The 22,219-nt window shown below is 62.4% G+C and carries 21 protein-coding genes; 16 read left to right on the top strand and 5 right to left on the bottom strand.

Annotated elements, in window-relative coordinates; genetic code table 11:
- The first annotated feature begins 104 nt into the window (after window positions 1-104).
- Complete coding sequence (locus tag HMPREF2526_RS00740) at window positions 105-1,472, top strand: phosphomannomutase/phosphoglucomutase (RefSeq protein ID WP_070545219.1); 1,368 nt, start codon at window positions 105-107, stop codon at window positions 1,470-1,472.
- 130 nt (window positions 1,473-1,602) lie between these two features.
- Here the strand turns inward: HMPREF2526_RS00740 and HMPREF2526_RS00735 are convergent, their stop codons facing one another.
- Window positions 1,603-2,955: an FAD-dependent oxidoreductase gene (locus tag HMPREF2526_RS00735; protein ID WP_070545217.1), complete on the bottom strand. Its 1,353-nt coding sequence runs from the start codon at window positions 2,953-2,955 to the stop codon at window positions 1,603-1,605.
- A 230-nt stretch (window positions 2,956-3,185) separates the two neighbouring features.
- Here HMPREF2526_RS00735 and HMPREF2526_RS00730 point away from each other — a divergent pair, with 230 nt between their 5' ends.
- From HMPREF2526_RS00730 to HMPREF2526_RS00715, 4 genes are read left to right on the top strand one after another with little or no spacing between them, the layout of a single operon-like run.
- Window positions 3,186-4,856 carry a nitrite/sulfite reductase gene (locus tag HMPREF2526_RS00730; RefSeq protein ID WP_070545215.1) on the top strand — a complete coding sequence of 557 codons (1,671 nt, stop codon included), beginning with the start codon at window positions 3,186-3,188 and terminating at the stop codon, window positions 4,854-4,856.
- A complete protein-coding gene (locus tag HMPREF2526_RS00725) occupies window positions 4,853-5,107 on the top strand; it encodes a hypothetical protein (protein WP_049156060.1) in 255 nt (84 codons plus the stop codon). Before HMPREF2526_RS00730 ends, HMPREF2526_RS00725 begins: the two co-directional genes overlap by 4 nt.
- 11 nt (window positions 5,108-5,118) lie before the next feature.
- Window positions 5,119-5,811 (top strand): sirohydrochlorin chelatase, encoded by a 693-nt coding sequence (locus tag HMPREF2526_RS00720; protein ID WP_070545213.1) that lies wholly within the window; start codon window positions 5,119-5,121, stop codon window positions 5,809-5,811.
- A complete protein-coding gene (locus HMPREF2526_RS00715; RefSeq protein ID WP_070512237.1) occupies window positions 5,804-6,799 on the top strand; it encodes a sulfite exporter TauE/SafE family protein in 996 nt (331 codons plus the stop codon). The genes HMPREF2526_RS00720 and HMPREF2526_RS00715 overlap by 8 nt, the downstream gene beginning before the upstream one ends.
- A gap of 9 nt (window positions 6,800-6,808) precedes the next feature.
- Here HMPREF2526_RS00715 and cobA read toward each other — a convergent pair whose 3' ends face one another.
- Window positions 6,809-7,537: a uroporphyrinogen-III C-methyltransferase gene (gene cobA, locus HMPREF2526_RS00710; protein WP_070512234.1), complete on the bottom strand. Its 729-nt coding sequence runs from the start codon at window positions 7,535-7,537 to the stop codon at window positions 6,809-6,811.
- Between the two features lie 29 nt (window positions 7,538-7,566).
- On the opposite strand from cobA, the gene HMPREF2526_RS00705 reads away from it, so the two are divergent.
- Together HMPREF2526_RS00705 and manA are read left to right on the top strand one after the other, a co-directional pair.
- The gene (locus HMPREF2526_RS00705; RefSeq protein WP_246819833.1) at window positions 7,567-8,520 is read left to right on the top strand and encodes an exopolyphosphatase; all 954 of its coding nucleotides are present in this window, start codon (window positions 7,567-7,569) and stop codon (window positions 8,518-8,520) included.
- A gap of 15 nt (window positions 8,521-8,535) precedes the next feature.
- Window positions 8,536-9,783, top strand: a complete 1,248-nt coding sequence (manA, locus tag HMPREF2526_RS00700; RefSeq protein ID WP_070545209.1) for a mannose-6-phosphate isomerase, class I — start codon at window positions 8,536-8,538, stop codon at window positions 9,781-9,783.
- Window positions 9,784-9,813: 30 nt separating this feature from the next.
- Here the strand turns inward: manA and HMPREF2526_RS00695 are convergent, their stop codons facing one another.
- Window positions 9,814-10,782 (bottom strand): DNA-directed RNA polymerase II, encoded by a 969-nt coding sequence (locus HMPREF2526_RS00695; RefSeq protein ID WP_070545207.1) that lies wholly within the window; start codon window positions 10,780-10,782, stop codon window positions 9,814-9,816.
- Window positions 10,783-11,112: 330 nt separating this feature from the next.
- On the opposite strand from HMPREF2526_RS00695, the gene HMPREF2526_RS00690 reads away from it, so the two are divergent.
- From HMPREF2526_RS00690 to hpf, 7 genes are all read left to right on the top strand, one after another.
- Window positions 11,113-11,466, top strand: a complete 354-nt coding sequence (locus HMPREF2526_RS00690) for a DUF4259 domain-containing protein (RefSeq protein ID WP_046647442.1) — start codon at window positions 11,113-11,115, stop codon at window positions 11,464-11,466.
- Window positions 11,467-11,475: 9 nt separating this feature from the next.
- Window positions 11,476-12,096, top strand: a complete 621-nt coding sequence (locus tag HMPREF2526_RS00685) for a dTMP kinase (protein WP_070545205.1) — start codon at window positions 11,476-11,478, stop codon at window positions 12,094-12,096.
- Window position 12,097: 1 nt separating this feature from the next.
- Complete coding sequence (mtrA, locus tag HMPREF2526_RS00680; protein ID WP_046647444.1) at window positions 12,098-12,784, top strand: MtrAB system response regulator MtrA; 687 nt, start codon at window positions 12,098-12,100, stop codon at window positions 12,782-12,784.
- Window positions 12,785-12,853: 69 nt separating this feature from the next.
- Window positions 12,854-14,527: an MtrAB system histidine kinase MtrB gene (gene mtrB, locus HMPREF2526_RS00675; protein ID WP_268865445.1), complete on the top strand. Its 1,674-nt coding sequence runs from the start codon at window positions 12,854-12,856 to the stop codon at window positions 14,525-14,527.
- Window positions 14,524-16,233 carry an MtrAB system accessory lipoprotein LpqB gene (lpqB, locus tag HMPREF2526_RS00670; protein WP_046647445.1) on the top strand — a complete coding sequence of 570 codons (1,710 nt, stop codon included), beginning with the start codon at window positions 14,524-14,526 and terminating at the stop codon, window positions 16,231-16,233. The genes mtrB and lpqB overlap by 4 nt, the downstream gene beginning before the upstream one ends.
- Window positions 16,234-16,267: 34 nt before the next feature.
- The gene (locus tag HMPREF2526_RS13555; protein ID WP_046647446.1) at window positions 16,268-16,948 is read left to right on the top strand and encodes a ComF family protein; all 681 of its coding nucleotides are present in this window, start codon (window positions 16,268-16,270) and stop codon (window positions 16,946-16,948) included.
- Window positions 16,949-17,120: 172 nt separating this feature from the next.
- Window positions 17,121-17,759 carry a ribosome hibernation-promoting factor, HPF/YfiA family gene (hpf, locus tag HMPREF2526_RS00660; RefSeq protein WP_046647448.1) on the top strand — a complete coding sequence of 213 codons (639 nt, stop codon included), beginning with the start codon at window positions 17,121-17,123 and terminating at the stop codon, window positions 17,757-17,759.
- Between the two features lie 120 nt (window positions 17,760-17,879).
- On the opposite strand, the gene HMPREF2526_RS00655 is transcribed toward hpf, so the two are convergent.
- Complete coding sequence (locus HMPREF2526_RS00655) at window positions 17,880-18,191, bottom strand: hypothetical protein (RefSeq protein WP_141759833.1); 312 nt, start codon at window positions 18,189-18,191, stop codon at window positions 17,880-17,882.
- A gap of 306 nt (window positions 18,192-18,497) precedes the next feature.
- Between HMPREF2526_RS00655 and secA the strand changes: the two genes are divergently transcribed.
- The gene (gene secA / locus HMPREF2526_RS00650) at window positions 18,498-21,062 is read left to right on the top strand and encodes a preprotein translocase subunit SecA (RefSeq protein WP_070545199.1); all 2,565 of its coding nucleotides are present in this window, start codon (window positions 18,498-18,500) and stop codon (window positions 21,060-21,062) included.
- A 161-nt stretch (window positions 21,063-21,223) separates the two neighbouring features.
- Window positions 21,224-21,583: a hypothetical protein gene (locus HMPREF2526_RS00645; RefSeq protein WP_070512202.1), complete on the top strand. Its 360-nt coding sequence runs from the start codon at window positions 21,224-21,226 to the stop codon at window positions 21,581-21,583.
- A gap of 42 nt (window positions 21,584-21,625) precedes the next feature.
- Here the strand turns inward: HMPREF2526_RS00645 and HMPREF2526_RS00640 are convergent, their stop codons facing one another.
- Window positions 21,626-22,063 carry a hypothetical protein gene (locus HMPREF2526_RS00640; protein WP_070545197.1) on the bottom strand — a complete coding sequence of 146 codons (438 nt, stop codon included), beginning with the start codon at window positions 22,061-22,063 and terminating at the stop codon, window positions 21,626-21,628.
- Window positions 22,064-22,219 lie beyond the last annotated feature (156 nt).

Raw genomic sequence — 22,219 nt, 5'->3', positions numbered from 1 at the left:
CGGTCGGAGACTGATTAACCCGTCGGACATTAACTAGCCCGTTAGTTGAGTTTTAGCCCGTCGGACGCGGATTGCCGCGTCCGACGGGGGTATGCTTGTGGGCTATGCGAACTCGTGAACAGCTCAATGCAGTGATCAAGGCCTATGACGTCCGTGGCGTCGTGGGCGAGGATATCGATGACGCCCTCGTGCGCGATACCGGTGCGGCCTTCGCCGCTATCCTCCGCGAAGAAGGGGAGACCACCGTGGCGGTGGGCCATGACATGCGTCCGTCCTCCCCGCAGCTGGCCGCTGCTTTCGCGGAGGGCGCTGCCGCGCAGGGCCTCAATGTCATCCAACTCGGCCTGACGTCGACCGATGAGCTGTATTTCGCCGCCGGCCACCTGAATTGTGCGGGCGCTATGTTCACCGCCTCCCACAACCCGGCGAAGTACAACGGCATCAAGCTGTGCCGCGCGGGTGCTGTTCCGGTGGGCCAGGAGACCGGCCTGGAGCAGATTAAGGACATGCTGATCGACGGCACCCCGGCCTTCGACGGCGAGCCAGGCACCGTGACTGAGCGCGAGGTGCTCGGTGATTATGCCGACTTCCTGCGCGGCTTGGTGCCGCTGGAGAATTCTCGCCCGCTCGTCGTCGCGGTGGATGCCGCGAACGGCATGGGCGGCCACACCGTCCCGGCGGTCTTTGAAGGCCTGCCTTTCGACGTGCGTGACCTCTACTTTGAGCTGGACGGCACCTTCCCCAACCACGAGGCCAACCCACTGGATCCGAAGAACCTAGTGGATCTGCAAAAGTTCACCGTTGAGCAGAAGGCGGATATTGGCCTGGCTTTCGACGGCGATGCCGATCGCTGCTTCGTGGTGGACGAGAAGGGCCAGCCGGTGCCGCCGTCCGCCATCTGTGCGCTGGTGGCGGAGCGCTACCTGGACAAGTTCCCCGGCGCCACCGTCATCCATAACCTGATTACGTCCAAGACCGTTCCGGAGCTCATCGCGGAGAAGGGCGGCAAGGCCGTGCGTACCCGCGTGGGCCATTCCTTCATCAAGGCCCAGATGGCCAAGGAGAAGGCGGTCTTTGGTGGCGAGCACTCCGCGCACTACTACTTCCAGGAGTTCTGGAATGCGGACTCCGGCATGCTCGCGGCCATGCACGTACTGGCTGCTCTGGGTGAGCAGGACAAGCCACTGAGCGAGCTCATGGCGCAGTACTCACGCTACGAGGCCTCGGGTGAGATTAACTCCACCGTGGAGGATCAGAAGGCTACGACCCAGCGCGTGCTGGATGAGCTGGCGGACAAGATTGAGTCCGTCGACGAGCTCGATGGCGTGACCGTACAGCTGAAGGGCACTGACGCCTGGTTCAACGTCCGCGCCTCCAACACCGAGCCGCTGTTGCGCCTCAACGTTGAGGCCAAGACCGCTGACGAGGTGCAGGCCATCGTCGACGAGGTGCTCGCCATCATCCGTGCCTAGTGTGAAGGCACGTGCCTTCACACGAATTCCTTGAAGAAAAACTGCCCTATCTGACGGTTTTCCCCGCGTTTATTGCGGCGGGAGCGATAACTTCGTCAGATAGGGCAGTTTTAATTTGGGTCGAGCCGGCTTAGTCGCGCGAGTGGTTGACCATCTCTTCCCACTCGACGAACTTCTTGCGCTCGCGGCCCTCGGCCTCACCCAGGGCGCGCTCGGCGGCGTCGAGCTTCTTCCAGCCCTCCCAGGTCAGGTGCTCCAGCCCCTTGGACTCGAAGAGCTCGACGATGTCCTCGTCACGGGAGTGGGAGAGGTTGCCTGCTTCGGCGTCGGCAAGCAGCATGCCGATGGTCTCCGTGGCATCGGACTTGGTGTTGCCGATGAGCCCCACCGGGCCGCGCTTGATCCAGCCGGTGGTGTACAGGCCCGGCACGACCTCACCGTCGAGGTCAACCACGTGGCCGCCGTCGTTGTTGATGACGTTCTTCTGCTCGTTGAAGGGAACACCCTCAATGGCATCGGAGCGGTAGCCCACAGCCAGGTAGACGGCCTGAGCCGGCCACTCGGTGAACTTGCCGGTGCCGGAGACGGAACCATCGCCGTTGAGGGCGGTGCGCTCGGTCTTCACGGCAGTCACCTTGCCGTTTTCGCCGATGAACTCCACCGGCTGCTCGAAGAGGTGGATCTGCAGGGTGTGCGGGGCATCCTTGGGCTCACGGATGGCGTAGCCTTCCAGGGTCTGGCACACCAGGTCGCAGGACTTGGCCTCTTCGCGGGCCTTGAGGGAGGCCTCGTCGTAGTCGATATCTTCCGGGTCCACCACCACGTTGATGGTCGGGGAGTGGTCGAGCTCCTTGAGCTCCAGCGGGGTGAACTTGGCCTGAGCCGGGCCGCGGCGGCCGAAGACGCGCACGGTGGTGGCCTGGTTCTTGGCCAGGGACTCGTAGACGTTGTCGGGAATCTCGGTGGATTCCTTGAGTTCATCGCCGGTCTTGGCCAGGATGCGGGCCACGTCGAGGCCGACGTTGCCCACGCCGATCACCGCGACGTCAGTGGCGGAGAGATCCCAGGAGCGCTCAAAGCGCGGGTTGCCGTCGTAGAAGCCGACGAACTCGCCCGCACCGTGGATGCCTTCTAGATCGGAGCCCGGGATGTTCATACCCAAGTCGCCGACTGCGCCGGTGGCGAAGACGATGGCGTCGTAGTACTCCTCGAGCTCGGACACGGTGACATCGCGGCCCACGTTGATGTTGGACAGGAGGCGAATCTGCTCGGTGTCGAGCACGCGGTGCAGGGAGTTGATGATTCCCTTAATGCGCGGGTGGTCCGGAGCCACGCCGTAGCGGATGAGCCCGAAGGGGGCGGGCATCTGCTCGATGAGATCGATCTGAACGTTGCCGCCGGTCTTCTTCACCAGGATGTCGGAGGCGTAGATGCCGGCTGGGCCGGCGCCGATGACGGCTACTTTCAGGGGCTGCTGGGTCATGATGGCCTTTCGGAATGTTGTGGTAACTAACGAAAGCTTAGGTTTAAAACAAGCGTGGGTTTCATTGAACCGGCTTGTCTGCTGTAGGGCAACTAGGCCTAATTACATTCGGAGAACATTGTGGCATAAACCCAGCGTGCTTTGCATATTCGGAAGAAAATAAAAAAGACCGCTTTGTCTGTTTTAGCTAGACCGGTAGGTTTTCACTATCCGACGAAAGGCAGCAGATTATGACCACCGCGACGAAGCGGCCACCCCGCGCGAAGAAGCCGGAAGGCCAGTGGAAGATTGATGGCACCGCCCCGCTGAACTCCGACGAGGAGATCAAGCAGGCTGACGACGCCCTCGCCGTGCGCCAGCGCGTTATCGATATCTATTCCAAGCAGGGGTTTTCTTCCATCCCCGCCGAGGATCTCGCTCCCCGTTTCAAGTGGTTGGGCCTGTACACCCAGCGCAACCAGAACCTGGGCGGGGAGATGACCTCCAAGCTCAGCAACACCGAGCTGCAGGATGAATACTTCATGATGCGCGTGCGCTTCGACGGCGGCCGCGCCGATCCCGCCAAGTTGCGCGCCGTAGGAGAGATTTCGCGCGACTATGCGCGCTCCACCGCGGACTTTACGGACCGCCAGAACATCCAGCTGCACTGGATCCAGATTGAGGATGTCCCCGCCATTTGGGAGAAACTGCGCTCTGTTGGTTTGGATACCTTGCTGGGCTGCGGCGACGTCCCCCGTGTCATCCTGGGCTCACCGGTAGCGGGAGTGGCTGCTGACGAAATTATCGACGCCACCCCGGCCATCGAGGAGATCAAGAATGACTACCTCCCGCGCGAGGAGTTCCACAACCTCCCACGCAAGTTTAAGACCGCTATTTCTGGCAACTCCCGGCAGGACGTGACGCACGAAATCCAGGACATCGCTTTTGTTGGCACCGAGCACCCTGAGTACGGGCCGGGCTTCGACTGCTTCGTGGGCGGAGGCCTGTCCACCAACCCGATGCTCTCGCAATCCCTCGGGGCATGGATTCCGCTTGAGCGTGTCCCGGTGGTGTGGGCCGGTGTCGCGCGCATCTTCCGCGATTATGGCTTCCGCCGCAACCGCAACCGCGCGCGCCTGAAGTTCCTCGTGGCGCAGTGGGGCATTGAGAAGTTCCGCAGGGTCCTAGAAGAGGAGTATCTGGACGCGCCGCTTTTCGACGGCCTCCCGCTCCCCATCGCCCCTGGCGACCGCGACCACCTCGGCGTGCACCGCCAGCGGGACGGCAAGTTCTACGTGGGCGTCAAGCCCACCGTGGGGCATGCCACCGGTGAGCAGCTCATCGCCATCGCCGACGTGGCCGAGAAATTCGGAATCAACCGCATCCGTACGACCCCGATGAAGGAGCTTCTCTTCCTCGACGTCGAGGAAGAGGACATCCCCGCCTTGTCCCGCGCTTTGGATGAGACGGGCCTGTACTCCCAGCCCTCGGAGTTCCGCCGCGGCGTCATCTCCTGCACCGGCCTGGAGTTTTGTAAGCTCGCCCACGTGACCACCAAGGCCCGCGCCATCGAGCTCGTCGACATCCTGGAAGATACCCTCGGTGACCTCGACGTGCCGCTGTCCATCGCCCTCAACGGCTGCCCCAACGCCTGCGCACGCTCGCAGGTATCGGATATTGGCCTCAAGGGACAGATCGTGACCGATGCCGATGGCAACCGCGTCGAAGGCTTCCAGGTCCACCTGGGCGGTGCCCTCGGCCTATCCCCGGACTGGGGCCGCAAGTTGCGCGGACACAAGGTGGTGGCCGACGAAGTGCCCGACTACGTCATCCGCTTGGTCAATAAATATAAGGAGCAGCGCGAAGACGGCGAACAGTTCCGCCACTGGGTCCTGCGCGCGGACGAGGAGGACCTGCAGTGAATTTCCGCCGCCAGCCCAACCCCAACCGTAACCACCCAGCCTTTTGTCCCTACTGCGCCGGAACAAACCTGTTTCCCGATGAGGAAGATGATTTTGCCTGGAAGTGCGAAGAATGCCTCCGCATCTTTTCCGTACGCTTCCACGGCCAAGACGATGCCCCCGTAGCGCCTGCGCCGGCGGTCTCCTCCGCGGAGGCGCTGCAGCGCTCTCTCGCTCGCCGCGGCCACTCCACCGCGAAAGCTCACACTTAAGGAAACACACCATGACCGCCCCGACCGCTACTACTGCTTTACTAACCCTGTCTCACGGCTCACGCCACCCCGAGGCCGCAGCGAACGTTATGGCCCTGACCCACGCCGCTGGCGAGCTAGCCGGGGTGCCGGCTACCGCCGCACACTTGGAATTCAATGACCCGCTGCTCGATGAGGCGGCGCGCAGCCTAGCAGCGCAAGGGGTACGCGAGGCGGTCGTTGTGCCTCTGCTCTTTACCGAGGGCTACCACCAGCGCATCGATGTTCCTGCAGCTTTGGCCCAGGCCTCTGCGGCGTCCGGAGTGCGCCTTCACCAAGCCCGTGGCCTCGGTACCGGCGAGGACATGGCGCGTCTGTTGGCTAAGCGCGTTCCGGAGGGGACAGATACCGTTGTGCTCTATTCTGTCGGCTCCTCCGATGAGCGTGCCAACGCTGACGTCGCGGATCTAGCACGACGCGTCGGTGAGCTCACCGGCTGCACAGCGAAGGTTGCCTATGCCACGCGTGGTGAGCGCGAGCCCGTTGGTTCAGATGGCAATCAGGAGGTCGTCGTGCCACTCTTTGTGAGCCCGGGACTGCTCTTAGATCGCCTCGACGAGGATGCAGGGCACAGGGGCGGGGAGTCCCGGCAGGTTCTCCCTCCGCTGGGTGAGGCACTCGCCGGCATTGTTTCCCACCGTTATGCGGAGGTGGCCCATGCGTAGCCTCATCCTCATCGCGATTGCGGGTGCCGCCGCGCAGCTTGTCGACGGCGGCATCGGCATGGGCTTCGGCGTCACTTCCACCACCATCCTGCTGCTGGCGGGTTTGGGACCGGCGACGGCCTCCGCCGTGGTGCATACCTCGGAGCTAGGCACCACCTTGGTCTCGGGAATCAGCCACTGGCGTTTTGGCAACGTGCATTGGCCCACGGTGCTCAAGCTCGGCGTGCCGGGAGGTTTGTCGGCCTTCATTGGAGCGACGGTTCTGTCTAACCTCTCGCTCGAGGCTGCCGCGCCCGTGACCTCCGCTATTCTCGTGGTCCTCGGCATCAACCTAGTCTGGCGCTTCTCACGCCCACGGATCAGTACATCGCAGGAGACCCGACAGCACTCCACTCCTTTTCTCGCGGGGCTCGGCGTGGTGGGAGGCTTCGTCGATGCTTCGGGCGGCGGTGGCTGGGGCCCGATTTCCACCTCGACGCTCATGGCGGTCGGCCGCGAGCAGCCGCGGCGCATCGTCGGCACCGTCAACACCGCAGAATTCCTCGTCACTTTTGGCGCCACGGCGGGCTTCATCGTTGGCCTCTGGGAGGAGATCGTGGCTAACGCCGCCGCGGTTGTAGCGTTGCTTATCGGCGGGATGATCACCGCACCGATTGCGGCGTGGCTCATCTCCCGCATTAACCCCACGCTCCTTGGAGGCTTCGTGGGCACGGCTATCGTGACGCTCAACATTCCGAAGGCCCTAGGGTGGGCGCTGGCGCATCAGCAGATCCTTCTTCTGCAGGTCGCTGCGCTGGTCCTCGGTGTTGCTCTCACGGTCTGGGCGAACCAGCGCCGGGCCCGGTCTGCACAGAGCTCGGAGGGGGATGCTGCTTCGCAGCAACGCGGTGGCAGTCGTGTCGTTGAAACGACGGAGCCAACTGGCCGCGAGGGCGCCCATGCAGGCAGCTCCGCGGAATCGGAGGAAGAGCGCGTCGGAGTTGAGTAGAACTCGGGGCTAGAGCCCAGCAACCTCACCGATGACGATGACCGCCGGGGGAGCCACCGAGTGCTCCTCCATGGTGGCCCCCAGCTCCGCGAGCTCGCAGCTGAAGGCCCGCTCGCCATCGAGGGAGCCTTCCTGGATGATGCGCACGGGGGTGTGGGGGGAGAGGGAGGCGTCGATCAGCGCAGCGGCGATGGCGGCCGCGTTTTTGACGCCCATGATGACGGACAAGGTAGCCCCGGACTGCGCCAGTGCTGCCCAATCCACCAAGGACTTGGGGTGGCCGGGCGGCAGGTGCCCGGAGACCACAGTGAAGGCATGAACGACGCCGCGGTGCGTCACCGGAGTGCCCGCCAGGGCGGGCACCGCGACCGCCGAGGTCACCCCGGGGACGACCTCCACCGGGATACCCGCTTCGGTAAGCGCCGTGAGCTCCTCGAAGCCACGCCCAAACACATACGGGTCCCCGCCTTTGAGGCGGACCACGCGGCGCCCCTGGCGGGCGTTCTCAACCAGAATCTCGTTGATACGCTCCTGGGCCACTTGGGCGCGGTAGGGGATCTTGGAGACGTCGATAAGCTCCTTGGCATTAATATCGCACAGCTTATCTAGCTGGGCGGTGGGGCCGAGGTGATCGGCCACGACGACATCGGCTTCCTGCAGTGCTCGCATGCCGCGCACGGTGATGAGATCCCACGCGCCAGGGCCGCCGCCAACAAGGACTACCGGATGAATGCTCATGGCCACTCATCCTAGCTATGCTCGGGCCTATGACTTCCTATGACCCCGAAACCGTGGGCTTCTTTGACATCGCCCACGAAGGCGCCCAAGCGCGCGTGGTGGCTGCATCCGTGCCGGAGCTTGCTCGCGTGCTGGGCGGACTCCGTCCGCGAAGCCTCGTCATCCTTGCCGCCGACCAAGTTTCCCGCGCTGCCGCTCACGTTGCTGTGGGCCTAGCTGAGCCCGCTGAAGTCCCCATCATGGTCAGCGAATCACTGCCGCGCTTTACTGGTGCCCTCGACGTCGTGGTGGTGGCGGGGGATAGCCCGTGGGTGGAGCGCGCGCTGCATACTGCTGCGCGCCGGGGTGCCACGACCGTCCTCCTCAATGAGATTGAGGACGCGCCCGAAGACACCATCGTCATAGACACTTTGCCCACCGCCGAAGGTATCTCCCCGGTGCGCGTGATTACAGCCGTGCACGCGGTGTACGCGGTGCTGAGCGAAGACCCAGTTCTCGTTTCTCGTCGCGTGGAGGACGTCGCCGATGCCGTGGACCGTGAGCTGGAAGCACTATCCCCGCAACGTGACTCCACGACGAACCCTGGGCGCGCGTTGCGTGAGTTCGTGGACGGCGGCCGGGTCATCCACAGCAGCGGGCCTGATCCCTATGCGCTGTCAGAAGAGCGCACGCGCGTGCACTTCGGCGCGCTTGTCGCCCGCATGGCCGGTGAGCTGTGGGCAGCCCACGGGCTGGGAGGGACCGTTGTTGATGCGGAAGGCTTAGGGCCGATTCTGCAGACAGACCAGACTGACATCTTCTATGACCCGTTTGAAGCGGAAGAGCCTTTGGTACCCTTGAGAGTTGTTTTATGGGGACAGGAAGAGGCGAACCTTCCCCATTCTTTCGCAGCGGCGAGCGCCGACACCTCCTGTGGGGAATTGGCCCGCGCGCTGCAGTTGATTACGCGCAGTTATGCCGCGACCGCCTACGACGTGAAATAGAAACAGAGGAAGTCAATGAAGTTGCTCACCAGCGCCGCCCGCAACTACTCGTGGGGTTCGCGCACGCTGATCCCCACGCTGCTCGGCGAGCCGGAAGCTAATAGCCCGGTGGCTGAGCTGTGGTTCGGCGCGCACCCGGCTGATCCCTCGACGGTGGATGGCGAGAAGCTGGATGAGATCATCGCCGCGGATCCGCAAGGACAACTGGGCAAGCGGGTAGCGGAAACGTACGGAGCCGGACTGCCCTTCCTGTTGAAGATCCTGGCTGCCGCCGAGCCGCTGTCGCTGCAGGCGCACCCGTCCAAGCAACAGGCCGAGGAAGGCTTTGCCCGCGAGAACGCGGAGGGTATCGAACTCACGGCGGCCAACCGCAACTACAAGGATGACAACCACAAGCCGGAGCTCATCGTGGCACTCACAGAGTTTTACGCCATGGCGGGCTTCCGCCCCCTCTCGCAGACCCGCAGCCTCTTCGCGGCTTTGGACTGCGAAGAGCTCGCGCACTACGAGGGCATGCTCGATCCGGACCCCGCTGCTGAAGGCGACAGCCTCCGCGCGCTGTTTACCACGTGGATCACTATCCCCAGCGCTAAGCGCAAGGAGCTTATCAGCGCGGTGGTAGCCGCGGGCGAGCGCCTGCGCGAAAGCCAAGCCGGTGAGCCGTGGATGTCTACCGTGATGGGGACCGTGTCGAAGATCAACGAGCAGTACCCGGGGGACATCGGCGTGCTGGGCGCGCTGCTGCTGAACCACATCGTCTTGCAGCCGGGTGAGGCGATCTACCTCGACGCCGGACAGCTGCACGCCTATGTGTCTGGTCTGGGCGTGGAGATCATGGCCAACTCGGACAACGTGCTGCGCGGCGGCCTGACCCCGAAGTTCGTTGACGTCCCTGAACTGGTCAAGGTCCTGACGTATCAGGCGGCAGAGGATCCGCGAGTGGAGCAAGTAGCGCACGCAGATGCAGCTGAAAAGGAAGCAACAGGCAGCATTACGGGCGCCACGGCGTGGGCCTACCCGGTGCCGATTGGGGAATTCTTGCTGGACCGCGTGGAGCTTTCGGGTGCGGACTCCGCCGAGGTAGACAGCGATGGCCCGATGATCCTGCTGTGCACCGCTGGCGCGGCCACGGTGAGCAACGACGAGGGGGAGAGCGTGGACTTTAGCGCTGGCCACGCAGCATGGATTCCAGCCAGCGACCCAGCCGTCACGATCCGTGCCGCGAAGGCCGAAGGCGCGGAGGTATTTGTCGCTCGCGTCTAGAGCTTAAGGTGCACCTTTAGAGGTGCACCTTTAAGGATGCACCGCTGCCGGTTCGGCGGCGGGTTCCATGGGTTTCTCGCCCGGCTTAACGGCGGTGGGGGTTTCTGCGGACGGTTCCTCTGCGGCGGGGACGTCATCCGTTGGGGCTGCCGGGGTGGGGGCCGCATTGGTTCGGTGCGCCTCGGACTCGCGCGCCAGCTCCTCTAGCGCCTCGTTGCCGTGCTGAGCAGACTCGTCCCACTGCTTTTGCTCGGCTTCGGTCGGCTCACGGTGTTCCGTAACGGAGTCAGGCTCGGCCTCAGGCTTCGGGGCTTCTTGGGCGAGCCCGGCCGGCTGCGGGATGAAGGAATCAGAAGCCTTAGGGGAGTCCTCGCCCTGCGGGGATATAGGGGCCTCGGTGGGTTGCTGCTCGGTCAACTGGGGGTTGTGCTCGCGTTCCCCGCGGGATTCCTGTGGGCCCGAATCCTGCGGTGCGGCAGTCTGCGGCTCCAGGGTGGCCGGCGGCGGCGTTGGCTCGGTGTGCTGCGGGGTAGAGCCAGGTGCCACGGATTCGGAGGCCGTCGACGAGTCAGTCGAGGGAGCAGTCGCTGGGGTGGTAGCAACCGGTGCCGGCGGGTTCTGCGGGTTCTGTGCGTTCTGTGTCGCCTGCGGTTGCTGGTTCTGCAATGAGGAGACGTTATCCGGACGGTAGACGGCCGTGGGGCCAGCGGGCTCCGTGTTGTTGACAACGGCGTTCGGCGCTAAGTACGGATCCTCTGCCGGTGCAGCAACCGGCGTGTGCGAGTCCTTCGACTGGGTGGTCGTCGGAGAAGCCGTGGTGGTGTAGGAGTGCGTCGCTGATGAGGACGTGGTGGCTGTGCTGGACACCGCGGTGGCGGCCGAGGGCTTAGCCACGACGGATTCGGGTGCGCTCATGCGCCACACCGCGACGCCCACGGCGACGGCACACAGGAGGCCGGCCGCCACGAAGGCGAGGATGCGGCGTGAACTGCTCGTCATGCGGGGCGCTCTCCTAACTGCACAAAGGTCACAAGTCGGTAACAACGATAGCACGAATATAGGGATAGTAAATGGCCTGGGCAATAATCCCTGTTCATAATTCTTTCTACGATGCAGGCAGGTCGGCGTTACGGAGAACTGTGGCGCAGCTGTAATAAACGGGCTCATTGGCCGAAGCCTTGCATAAGGGCGCCTAAAGAATGGTAGAAATTGGATTAGATAGCGGCTTGGCGGTGGGCGCGCCCCACGACGCCACACTGACCCACCGTGGACACAAGAAAATAGACCCCAACATAAACCCCCTATTCGCGTAAAGATGAAGGAGAAACAATGAGCTCATGGGATGAGGACATCTTCGCCGACGAAGTCAACGTCGACTTCTTGGATGAACTGGCAGACCTTGAGGACGAAGAGATCGTTGCCGCGGTCGATGATGCCTGCGCCCTGGCGGTCTCCGGTGAGGATCAGACCGAGGACGAGCAACGCAACGCGCTGGCGGCGGCCACGATCGCCGCGATTTGGGCGGGCGCCCCGTTCAGCGCCGGGGAGGTGGTTGAGGACTACCCATTCATTCGTGATCTGGCCGGTTCCGGGAGCGAGAACCTCAACGAGCACGCCCTCGAGCTGCTCGAAGGCGTCGAGGAGGACTACGACCTCGAGCCCTTCATCGAGGCGCTTTCCTAGTACGCCAGCATGCTGATCAGTATTGAAGGAATCGATGGTGCGGGAAAGAGCACCATCACCCAGCGTCTGCGGGAAGAGCTCGACTGCGAGGTCTCGGTCTTAAGCTTCCCGCGCTACGAAGACTCCGTGCACGCGCAGCTCGCGCAGGAAGCGCTCTACGGGCGCATGGGAGATCTCACCGATTCGGCCTACGGGATGGCCACGCTCTTTGCCCTAGATCGGTGGGGTGCTAAGGAACAGCTGCTCGCTGCCGCCGAATCCGCAGACTCCTTGCTCATCCTGGATCGCTACGTGGCGTCGAACGCGGCCTACTCCGCCGCAAGGGTGGGCGGGGAGCTCATCGTTGACTGGGTCTACGAGCTCGAATTCGAGCGTTTTGGCCTTCCCGTTCCACAGTTGCAGATCTTCTTGGACACTGACGTCGAAGTCGCCGGCCAGCGCGCCGTAGCCCGGGCGGCGGAGGATGAGGGGCGCCATCGCGATCGCTATGAGCGGGATGCGGGGCTGCAGGCCCGCACGGCCGCTGCTTACCGTCGTCTAGCGCAGCAGCAGTGGGCTGGGCAGTGGATCGCCACCGCGGATGCCGATATGATTATCCAAGCTGTCAAGGAGCTTGTAGGAGAACAATAACGTGGCACCGAAAATCTTGGTCGTGGATGATGACCCGGCAATCGCCGAAATGCTCACCATCGTGCTCGAGGCAGAGGGGCTGGAACCTATTGCCGTCAACGATGGTAACGAGGCCATCCCGGCCTTCCGCGAGCACGACCCAGATCTGATCCTGTTGGATCTCATGCTTCCGGGCATGAACGGCGTCGATATTTGCCGTGCCATCCGCACCGAGTCTTCTGTGCCCATCGTCATGCTCACCGCGAAGACGGACACCGTTGATGTGGTTCTCGGCCTCGAATCGGGGGCGGATGACTACATCACCAAGCCCTTCAAGCCCAAGGAACTCATCGCCCGCATCCGTGCGCGCCTGCGTCGGATCGACGGGGGCTCCGGAGAGATCATCGAGGTAGGGGACCTGCTGATCGACGTTCCTGAGCACACCGTCACCCGCAAGGGCGGCGAGGAAATCTCGTTGACCCCGCTGGAGTTCGACCTCCTTTTGGAAATGGCCCGCAAGCCCGGGCAGGTCCACACCCGTGAGGCGTTGCTCGAATCCGTTTGGGGTTACCGCCATGCCTCGGATACTCGCCTCGTCAACGTGCACGTTCAGCGCTTGCGCGCCAAGATTGAGCACGATCCGGAGGATCCACACATCGTCCTCACCGTGCGCGGTGTGGGGTACAAGACTGGAAAAACCGCCGAGTAAAGGACTGCCGCTATTTTTGGTTGGTTAGCGCGAGCCCGGGATGGCATCGTCGAGCGCTGGCGTACGTCCCTGCAGACACGCGTGCTGGGCATGATGCTGGTGGCCTCCACGGTGGTCATGATCATTCTGGCCTACGCCCTGGTGTCGGTGCTCACGCAGCAGCTGGTGAGCCAGAAAGAGGACACCGCGCTGCAAGAGCTCGACCGCGCCCGCGTAGCCGTGGAGCAACAGATTGATGCGACAGGAACGGCTAACTCAACGCAGGTGCGTATCAACTCCGCACGCGCCGCACTGGGGCAGATGTCGGCACAGCAACCTGATGCCCAGGCCGTGTACGAGCCGGTCATCCTTGTGGAGAACTCCGACGGCACAGCCACCACCTCACCGGAGGGTTACCGCATCCCCGATGGCATGCGGGAGCTCGTCGGTCAGGGCCAAGTCGTGCAGCAGTACGCCACGGTGGACCAGCAATCGGGGGCTACCTACAACGCACTGATGGTGGGCACCCCCATTGAAAGTGATATCCCGAATACCCAGGTCTACCTCGTGCTCTCCATGGAGTCTGAGGAATCGACGATGGCGCTCATGCGCGGATTGCTCTCTGCTGCTGGAGTGGTCGTCGTGGTCCTCCTCGTGGGCATCGCGTGGCTGGCTACCCAGCAAGTGATCGTGCCGATTCGCTCTGCCTCCCGCATCGCGCAGCGCTTTGCCGCCGGCCACCTGCGTGAGCGCATGGTGGTCAACTCGGATGATGAGATGGGCCGCCTTGCCTCTTCCTTCAACGACATGGCGGATAAGCTCTCCAAACAAATCACCCAACTGGAGGAGTATGGCGATCTCCAACGGCAGTTCACCTCCGACGTGTCCCACGAGTTGCGCACGCCACTGACCACGGTGCGCATGGCGGCGGATGTCATTGCGGCGGACGCGGATGAGTTCAACCCTTATACCAAGCGCTCGGCGGAGCTGCTTATTAAGGAGCTGGATCGCTTCGAGGACTTGCTCGCGGATCTGCTGGAGATCTCTCGCCACGATGCGGGCGTGGCGGATCTGTCCACGGCCTCCATCGATATTCGTTCCTGCGTAGACTCCGCACTGAGCCAGGTTGAACACCTCGCCGCCGAGCTCGATGTGGAGGTCATCGTGCATGTTCCGGAGGAACCCGTGGCCGTCGAATGCGATTCACGGCGTGTCGAGCGCATCCTGCGCAACCTGCTCGCGAACGCCATTGATCACTCTGAAGGCAAACCCGTCACCGTGGATATCGGGGCGACGGAGGACGCCGTCGGCATCGCTGTCACCGACTCCGGTGTCGGCCTCAAGGAGGGCCAGGAGGAGTTGGTGTTCAACCGCTTCTGGCGCGCGGATTCTTCCCGTAAACGCCATTCTGGCGGAACCGGTCTGGGCCTTGCCATCGCCCGCGAGGATGCGGTGCTGCACGGCGGTACGTTGGACGCTATTGGCTACTTCGGCGTGGGCTCGCGCTTCCGGCTGATCCTGCCGCGCACACCAGGCCAGACGGTTGAGTCTGAGCCCATCGCTCTGGAGGTGCCGGGCGCCCCGGAGCAGGTCGAGGCAGAAGAACAATCCGCGCTCGAGGTGACCTCGGAGCCGGGCATGCCTGTGTTTAAAGGTGAGTCGGACACAGGAATCGTGTGGCCTTCAGAGCGCGAATCCCGTGGCGTGGACACGCCTTTCAATCACAACACCGTTCCTGATTTCGAGGAGGAGGCCCAGCGATGATGCCGGCCCGCCGCCCACTCGCAGTGTTCAGCTGCGTTGCGCTCATAGCCCTCGTCGGGTGCTCGACCTTGCCGAACAACACGGATCCGCAAGTGATCGGGACTTTCGAACCGCATGACCGGGCAGACGATGCTGTCGTCGAACCGCGTACAGATAGCGAGCCTGATCTCCTCGTGCGTGACTTCTATTCGGCGGTGGCGATTCCCACCGGTAACTACGCCGCCGCCCGCACCTTCCTTTCGACGAATATAGCTAATTCCTGGGACCCCACGGATACCGTTCTGGTGGTGGATTCCATCGATCTCGTGACGTCCAATATGGAAGACGGCGACCTGGAATACTCGGTCCGCGGCAATATTATTGGCCGTTTGGCCAATGGCGGGGCTTATGTCCCCGATAATTCGCGCATCGAAGCAACCGTCCGACTGCGCCAGTTCAATGGGCAATGGCGCATCACGGATTTGCCCACTGGTGCTGTGATTGAGCGCACCGAACTGCGCAACCGCTACCGGCCGCAGTCGCTGTACTTTTTCGATACAACCCAACGCCTGCTGGTGGCGGACCGTCGTTGGCTCTATTCGGGGAAGGAGTCAATCGCCTCGGAGCTAGTGACCCTGCTGCTGCAGGGGCCGTCCTCCGATATCGCGCCGGCGACGTCCACCTTAAGCCCCAAGGACGCTACCTTCTTGGGAATCAACGATGGCGTCTACGAGTTCAGCGGGATGGCAGGAATGACCCAGGAGGAGCGCCTCAAGTTCGCCGCCCAGTTGGTCTGGACCCTCAACAACGCAGAGATCACGAATTCAGTGCGCGCCACCATCGATGGCAGCCCGCTTGTCGACGGCATGGAGGAAATGACCATCGATGACTTTGCTGAGTTCAACCCAGAGGTGGCTGCCCAGTCCGTGCCTAAGCTCTACGCGGTCAATGACGGCTCACTCCTCGAGGTTAAAGGTGAAGGCAGCACCGAGGTGCAGGGAATGGCCGGGCAGATTCACGATATCCAGTCCGCGGACGTCTCCGATGAGGGCATGGTCGCCGCGGTACGCAAGCGCTCTGAGAAGGAGTCACAGCTGGCGATGGGCGAGCTCGGCCACGAGCTCAAGGATTCGGTCAAGGGTGAAACTTTAGCCCGCCCCACCTTCGAGGTGGGAGGACAGGTGGCGTGGACCGTCGTCGACGGCAAGCACGTGGTCCGCGTGACACGCTCGCCGGCCACCGGCGAGCTGAGCACCGCGGAGGTGGACACCTCCGCATTAGAGAACGTGGAAGGCGAAATCTCCGTCATCCGGCTGTCCCTGACGGGAGCGCGTATCGCCATGATTATCGATGGCAGCATTTATACCGGTGTGGTTGCCCGCGCGACGTCGGGTGAGCGGCGCATCGTCAACGTTCACCAGGTGGGCCCAGAGCTGGCCGGCTCTGCTTTGTCGGTGGAGTGGCAGACAGACGGCTCCCTGCTCGTGGGTACCTCGGCGTCGAGCTCTCCGGTGTGGCGCATCGAGCAAGACGGATCTTCGGCCACCACACTGCCCACCGGAAATATCACCGCACCCGTGGTCGCGGTGGCCTCTTCGCCGTCGACGCTTTATGTCACCGATGCGCATGCGCTGCTGCAGCTTCCCGCGGGTGGATCCGAGCGTTCTTATTGGCGTGAGGTCGAAGGCCTGCAGGGAGTGCGTTCCTCTCCGATCATCGCGCGCTAGAGGACAGCTCAGGAGTCAGGCTAGAGTAGGGCGCATGCCGAAACATCGGGGGATAGGGGAGGCCACCGCCGCGCTCGTGGAGCTGTTCCTACCGCGCCCGTGCGCCGGGTGCGGGGGCGAGACCTCTGCGGGTGGGGTGCTGTGCGCAGCCTGCCAGCACCACCTGCGGCAGATACCGCGCCGCGTGGAACGTCCCCAGCCATTAGGTTTTCCGGCGTGGGCGCTCGGACCGTATTCCGATACCCGCCGCGGGGTCATCATCGCGATGAAGGAACGCGGACACCAGGCGGTGCGCGCGCATTTGGGCGCGGTGCTTGCCGCTGGCATCGACTACCTGCGTGCTCGCGGCGACATTCCGGAGACCGCGCTGTTGGTTCCCGCCCCGACACGAGCATCGTCGGCCCGCAAGCGTGGTGGTGATCCGGTGGCCGCGCTGTGCCGGGCGGCGTCTGCTCGGCTTCCTGGTTGGGACGTGGTTAATGCCTTGATGACGGTCGAAGGCAGTGCGGATCAGTCGCAGCTCAACGCCGCGGAGCGCACAGACAATATGCGCAGTGCCGTGCGCTTGCTGCCGTCCGCCCGGATGTTGGCGGGGCGCAGCGTGCTGCTTGTCGACGACGTCATCACGACCGGCGCGACACTCCGCGCCAGCGCCGCTCGCGTGTGGGCCGTCGGGGGTGACGTGGCGGGGGCGATTGCCCTGGCAGACGCGTAGGGTGGAGCGACATCAAGCCTCTGTAGAGGGGGCCAGTGAACCCGTTGGTTATGACCAGTGGTAGCATGAGGGGTGTCACAGGGAAGCGGACACTAAGCCTCGAATCACAGGCTTGAATAAGGTCCGCAGAATGTGCAGTCATTCAGTCCCCACGAGTAAAGGGAGGCATTACATGTCCCAGCAGACCAACGCTCAGGTCACCATCACCGGTCGTAACGTGGAGGTTCCGGAGCACTTCCAGGAACGTGTCACTGAAAAGCTAGCCAAGATCGAGCGCCTTGATCCGACCCTGACCTTCTTCCACGTGGAGCTGCAGCACGAGCCGAACCCGCGCCGCGAGTCTGAGGCAGAGCGTCTGCAGATTACCGCTACCGGCAAGGGGCACATCGCCCGCGCTGAGGCTAAGGAAGATTCGTTCTACGCGGCACTCGAGACCGCTCTGGGCAAGATGGAGCGCTCCCTGCGCAAGGTAAAGGTGCGCCGCGAGAACGTGAAGTCCGGCCACCGCGCTCAGAAGGGTACCGGTCAGATTGCTGCCGAGCTGGTCGCCGAGGCTGAAGCGGCTAAGCCGGGTAAGGAAGAACGCTACATCGATCCGTACGCAGAGACGGTCGAGGACGTTCGCCCGGGCCAGGTTGTGCGCTTCAAGGAGCACCCGGCTACCCCGATGTCCGTGGATGATGCACTCAGCGAGATGGAGCTGGTCGGCCACGACTTCTACCTCTTCATCAACGAGGAGAACAACAAGCCGTCCGTGGTCTACCGCCGCCACGCCTTCGACTACGGCCTTATCTCCCTGACGGACGCTTAAGGGCTAAGCGTCCTAAGGGCTAAGTATTAAGCCCTTCGGGAAAATTATCCCGGCTACAACACGTTTCCCCGCGCTGAACATGCAGCGCGGGGAAACGTGTTTTCGTTTATCGCGACGCAGCTATATTCCGAATTGGCTGGACAGGTGCACTTCGGCCTCAGCTAGCTTTTGCAGTGGCAGCATGAGCAAGGCCACTGGGGCGAACAGAATCAGATCCAGTCCGAAGTTTTCGGTGGGATGCGACCCTGGGCGGTGGGAAGTGGCGATGGCATCCATGGTTCCGGTCATGATCGCGTCATAGGTCCACATGGCGCTACCACCGCGCGGTGCTTCAGAATCATCAGCCACGGCGGCGGGGGCGGTTATGGTGCTCAAAGCTAAAGCTGCGGAGGTAGCGGTAGCTACGGCAATCTTGGAGAACTGCATAGTCATTCCTGTTCTGTCTCGTTCTGCGTCCGGGTGAGTAGGGGACTGCGTGTTGGGGACGTGGGCGCTCTTGTTGTGCCCTTATCTAAACCTTCGTTGTGAGGTGCGCAACTGTTAGCAGTTGGTTGTTAGGAGTTCGTTGCGGCGCCGCGCTCTGTGGTTCTGAGAAAACACAGGATGGGCGCACGAGTGGGCGCGGGTTAAGTATCGGATTTTGCGTTTTGGGTTGGGTGGCGAATCGATACGGAAAAGCTAGTGAGTACAATGGCGACGAGTTAACTTTATTGTCGCGACCAGAAGGACTATCTAGACGTGTTTGGACTTTCCAAGCTGCTCCGTGCCGGTGAGGGACGCACCGTCAAGCGCCTGGCTAAAATTGCTGATGATGTTATTGCCCTAGAAGATAAATTCGCGGCGCTGTCGGACGACGAGCTTAAGGCTAAGACAGACGAGTTTAAGAAGCGTCTGGCGGATGGCGAAAAGATGAATGACATGCTTCTCGAAGCATTCGCCACCGTGCGTGAAGCCGCCTGGCGCGTGCTCGACCAGAAGCACTACAAGGTGCAGATCATGGGCGGTGCTGCCCTGCACTTTGGCAACGTTGCCGAGATGCGCACTGGTGAGGGTAAGACCCTGACCTCACTGCTGCCGGCCTACCTCAACGCCCTCGAAGGCAAAGGCGTCCACATCGTGACCGTCAACGACTACCTGGCTAAGCGTGACGCCGAGATGATGGGCCGTGTTCACCGCTGGCTGGGACTGTCCGTCGGTGTCATCCTCTCCGAGATGCGCCCTGCAGAGCGCAAGGAAGCCTATGCCTGCGACGTTACGTATGGCACGAACAACGAGCTGGGCTTTGACTACCTGCGCGACAACATGGTCCGCTCACTCGATGAAACTGTCCAGCGCGGCCACAACTACTGCATCGTGGATGAGGTTGACTCCATTCTGATCGATGAGGCGCGTACCCCGCTCATCATTTCCGGCCCGGTCGATGGGTCCTCTCAATTCTACGGAGTCTTTTCCAAGCTGGCCCCGAAGATGCGCGAGGGCATCCACTACGAGGTGGACCACAAGAAGCGCACCATTGGTGTGCTTGAGGAAGGCGTGGAATTCGTCGAAGACCAGCTGGGCATTGAAAACCTCTACGCACCTGAGCACTCCCAGCTGGTGTCCTACCTCAATAACGCTTTGAAGGCGAAGGAGCTCTTCACCCGCGATAAGGACTACATCGTCCGCAATGGCGAGGTCCTCATCGTGGATGGATTCACCGGCCGCGTGCTGGCTGGTCGCCGTTACAACGAAGGTATGCACCAGGCTATTGAGGCGAAGGAAGAGGTGGAGATCAAGAACGAGAACCAGACGCTGGCGACCGTTACCCTCCAGAACTACTTCCGCCTTTACGACAAGATTTCCGGCATGACCGGTACCGCAGAAACTGAGGCGGCCGAGCTGCACTCCATTTACGGTCTCGACGTGGTGCCGATTCCGACCAACAAGCCGAACCAGCGTACCGACCACTCCGACCGCATCTACAAGACCCAGGAAGCGAAGTTCGCTGCGGTGGTCGATGACATCGAGGAGCACGTGGCTGCCGGTCAGCCGGTGCTCGTTGGTACCACCTCCGTGGAACGCTCCGAGTACCTCTCCCAGCTGCTGAGCAAGCGCGGCGTCAAGCACTCGGTGCTCAACGCCAAGCACCACGAGGAAGAGGGCCAGATCGTCGCCCGTGCTGGCCGCCCTGGCACCGTCACCGTGGCCACCAACATGGCCGGTCGTGGTACCGATATCGTGCTCGGTGGCAACCCCGAGGTCATCCTGGATGAGAAGCTGCGGGACCGCGGCCTCGATCCCTTCGAGGACGAGGAGAAGTACCAGGAAGCCTGGGACGCTGAGATCGAGCAGGAGAGGGAACGCTCCAAGAAGATGGGCGATGAGGTCCGTGAGGCCGGCGGCCTGTACGTGCTGGGCACCGAGCGCCACGAGTCGCGCCGTATTGATAACCAGCTGCGTGGCCGTTCCGGACGTCAGGGTGACCCGGGAGAGACCCGCTTCTACCTGTCCATGCGCGATGAGCTCATGGTGCGCTTCGTGGGCCAGTCCATGGAGAACATGATGAACCGCCTCAACGTGCCGGATGACGTGCCGATTGAGGCCAAGATGGTGTCGAACTCTATCAAGGGTGCGCAGGCACAGGTGGAGAACCAGAACTTCGAGATGCGTAAGAACGTGCTCAAGTACGACGAGGTTCTTAACGAGCAGCGCAAGGTGGTGTACGCCACCCGCCACGATATCCTTGAGGCCAACGACATCAAGGACAACATCCGGACGATGATCAATGACACCGTGTCCGCCTACGTGGCAGGGGCTACTGCTACCGGTTACGTGGAGGACTGGAATCTCGATGAGCTGTGGAATGCGCTGGAGTCCCTGTACGGGCCGACCATGACGCATGAGGAGCTCGTTGACGGCACCGAATACGGCGCCGCCGGCGAACTATCTGCGGAGCAGCTGCGGGATGCCCTCCTGGCTGATGCCAACTCCGAGTACGACAAGCTCGAAGATGCTGTGACTGCCATCGGCGGTGAGAACCAGATGCGCAATACCGAGCGCATGATCATTCTGCCGATCATCGACCAGAAGTGGCGCGAGCACCTTTATGAAATGGATTACCTCAAGGAAGGTATTGGCCTGCGTGCTATGGCACAGCGCGATCCCCTGGTGGAATACCAGAAGGAGGGCGGCGACATGTTTAACGCCATGAATGACGCAGTGAAGGAAGAAACCGTCCGCCAGCTGTTCATGTTGCGCAAGCAGTTCAAGGCCCAAGAAGAGGCGAGCGCAGCGGGTGAAGCAAACGCGGAAGCGGAAGCTTAATCTGCCGCGGCTTGAAACTGCGCTGACGCGCGGGCGCTAGAAAGCGCGGAAAGTGATGAGGCGCCGTGTGGGAAGAACTCCCCACGGCGCCTTTTTATTGGAAGCAGTTAGGTATATACTGTCAAATTATTAATTGTTCTGCTTCGGAAGGTTGAGTTAGTATGCGCCGCTTGTCTCTGCGAGTAGGTCTCTCCGTGTTCGCATCTGCCACCCTGTTGGGCGGCGGCGCAGCTGCGTCGGCTATCGAGCTTGCTCCCGAGGAGCAGTGCCAGCTCTCTTCCGTCTTGAGCTCGCAGGACGATGAGTCCTCCAAGGACGCCGTGCTCAGCTCCCAGGACACCGTGGCCACTCAGTGCGGCGCTGCGTCTGCTCCGGAAACCTCCGAGGAAGCTGCAAAGAACCTGCCAGTGGTTGGAGCCACCATGTTTGGCGGTATCAGCTTGGCCCTGGTGAGTGCGTCCGCGGCGTTCGCCGGCATCGATTGGACGCCCATCTTGATCAAGCTCGGTTCGCTTTTTTAATCTCCCGCAGTTTCCAGCCAAGGTTATCCCTTGGCTTTTTGTTTAGCCTCCCGTAGCCTGCCGGTCGCTTCCAGCGATACTGGGGCTGGGGCCGACTGAGAGTAACCGGAAGGAACGTATGTGCCGCCCGGCTGCGGAGCCGGTGAAAGCACGCTGGTGCGAACCTATCAGCACTGAACCGAAGAACTCGCCGTTTGCGCGCGCATGCAAGCTGGTGAGTGCCATGCCCCCGCGGAGCTCTGCCGCTGCATGGGCCTTCCGCCACGCGCGTACATGGGTGACGATTTCTGGAGCAAAGCGCGGGTTGTTGAGATGGCTCATCGGCCGCAAAGCGGCGGCAACTTCTAAAACAATGACGACGAGCCCGTGGATCTCGTCACGCGTGGCGAGATCACCAGCGGTGGGCTCGCGCTCATAGCGGATACGCTGTGGAGCAACATAGAGCTGCAGATGGCTCATGCCGGGGATGGGGGTGTACATGCGGAATCCGGTCCTTATCCGCGATGAGCAGCGCGGAGAAAGGCGTTCGGGTAGGAGAAGGCGAGCGGAGGGAAGGAAGCTGGACGCACGTTCATTGTGCCATGCTGGCGCCATCCGCGGCTAGAAGGCGCTGCGCCTTGGCCTGTGGGAGCAGGC

This window comes from Corynebacterium sp. HMSC070E08 (genome assembly GCF_001808895.1).
GTDB lineage: Bacteria > Actinomycetota > Actinomycetes > Mycobacteriales > Mycobacteriaceae > Corynebacterium > Corynebacterium hiratae.
This window is presented reverse-complemented; position numbering and strand designations above follow the sequence as displayed.

Excerpts from the sequence above, each read along its gene's own strand:
- HMPREF2526_RS00740 (WP_070545219.1), top strand. The coding sequence starts at position 105 with ATGCGAACTCGTGAACAGCTCAATGCAGTGATCAAGGCCTATGACGTC.
- HMPREF2526_RS00735 (WP_070545217.1), bottom strand. The coding sequence starts at position 2,955 with ATGACCCAGCAGCCCCTGAAAGTAGCCGTCATCGGCGCCGGCCCAGCC.
- HMPREF2526_RS00730 (WP_070545215.1), top strand. The coding sequence starts at position 3,186 with ATGACCACCGCGACGAAGCGGCCACCCCGCGCGAAGAAGCCGGAAGGC.
- HMPREF2526_RS00720 (WP_070545213.1), top strand. The coding sequence starts at position 5,119 with ATGACCGCCCCGACCGCTACTACTGCTTTACTAACCCTGTCTCACGGC.
- HMPREF2526_RS00715 (WP_070512237.1), top strand. The coding sequence starts at position 5,804 with ATGCGTAGCCTCATCCTCATCGCGATTGCGGGTGCCGCCGCGCAGCTT.
- cobA (WP_070512234.1), bottom strand. The coding sequence starts at position 7,537 with ATGAGCATTCATCCGGTAGTCCTTGTTGGCGGCGGCCCTGGCGCGTGG.
- HMPREF2526_RS00705 (WP_246819833.1), top strand. The coding sequence starts at position 7,567 with ATGACTTCCTATGACCCCGAAACCGTGGGCTTCTTTGACATCGCCCAC.
- manA (WP_070545209.1), top strand. The coding sequence starts at position 8,536 with ATGAAGTTGCTCACCAGCGCCGCCCGCAACTACTCGTGGGGTTCGCGC.
- HMPREF2526_RS00695 (WP_070545207.1), bottom strand. The coding sequence starts at position 10,782 with ATGACGAGCAGTTCACGCCGCATCCTCGCCTTCGTGGCGGCCGGCCTC.
- HMPREF2526_RS00690 (WP_046647442.1), top strand. The coding sequence starts at position 11,113 with ATGAGCTCATGGGATGAGGACATCTTCGCCGACGAAGTCAACGTCGAC.
- HMPREF2526_RS00685 (WP_070545205.1), top strand. The coding sequence starts at position 11,476 with ATGCTGATCAGTATTGAAGGAATCGATGGTGCGGGAAAGAGCACCATC.
- lpqB (WP_046647445.1), top strand. The coding sequence starts at position 14,524 with ATGATGCCGGCCCGCCGCCCACTCGCAGTGTTCAGCTGCGTTGCGCTC.
- HMPREF2526_RS13555 (WP_046647446.1), top strand. The coding sequence starts at position 16,268 with ATGCCGAAACATCGGGGGATAGGGGAGGCCACCGCCGCGCTCGTGGAG.
- hpf (WP_046647448.1), top strand. The coding sequence starts at position 17,121 with ATGTCCCAGCAGACCAACGCTCAGGTCACCATCACCGGTCGTAACGTG.
- HMPREF2526_RS00655 (WP_141759833.1), bottom strand. The coding sequence starts at position 18,191 with ATGACTATGCAGTTCTCCAAGATTGCCGTAGCTACCGCTACCTCCGCA.
- HMPREF2526_RS00645 (WP_070512202.1), top strand. The coding sequence starts at position 21,224 with ATGCGCCGCTTGTCTCTGCGAGTAGGTCTCTCCGTGTTCGCATCTGCC.
- HMPREF2526_RS00640 (WP_070545197.1), bottom strand. The coding sequence starts at position 22,063 with ATGTACACCCCCATCCCCGGCATGAGCCATCTGCAGCTCTATGTTGCT.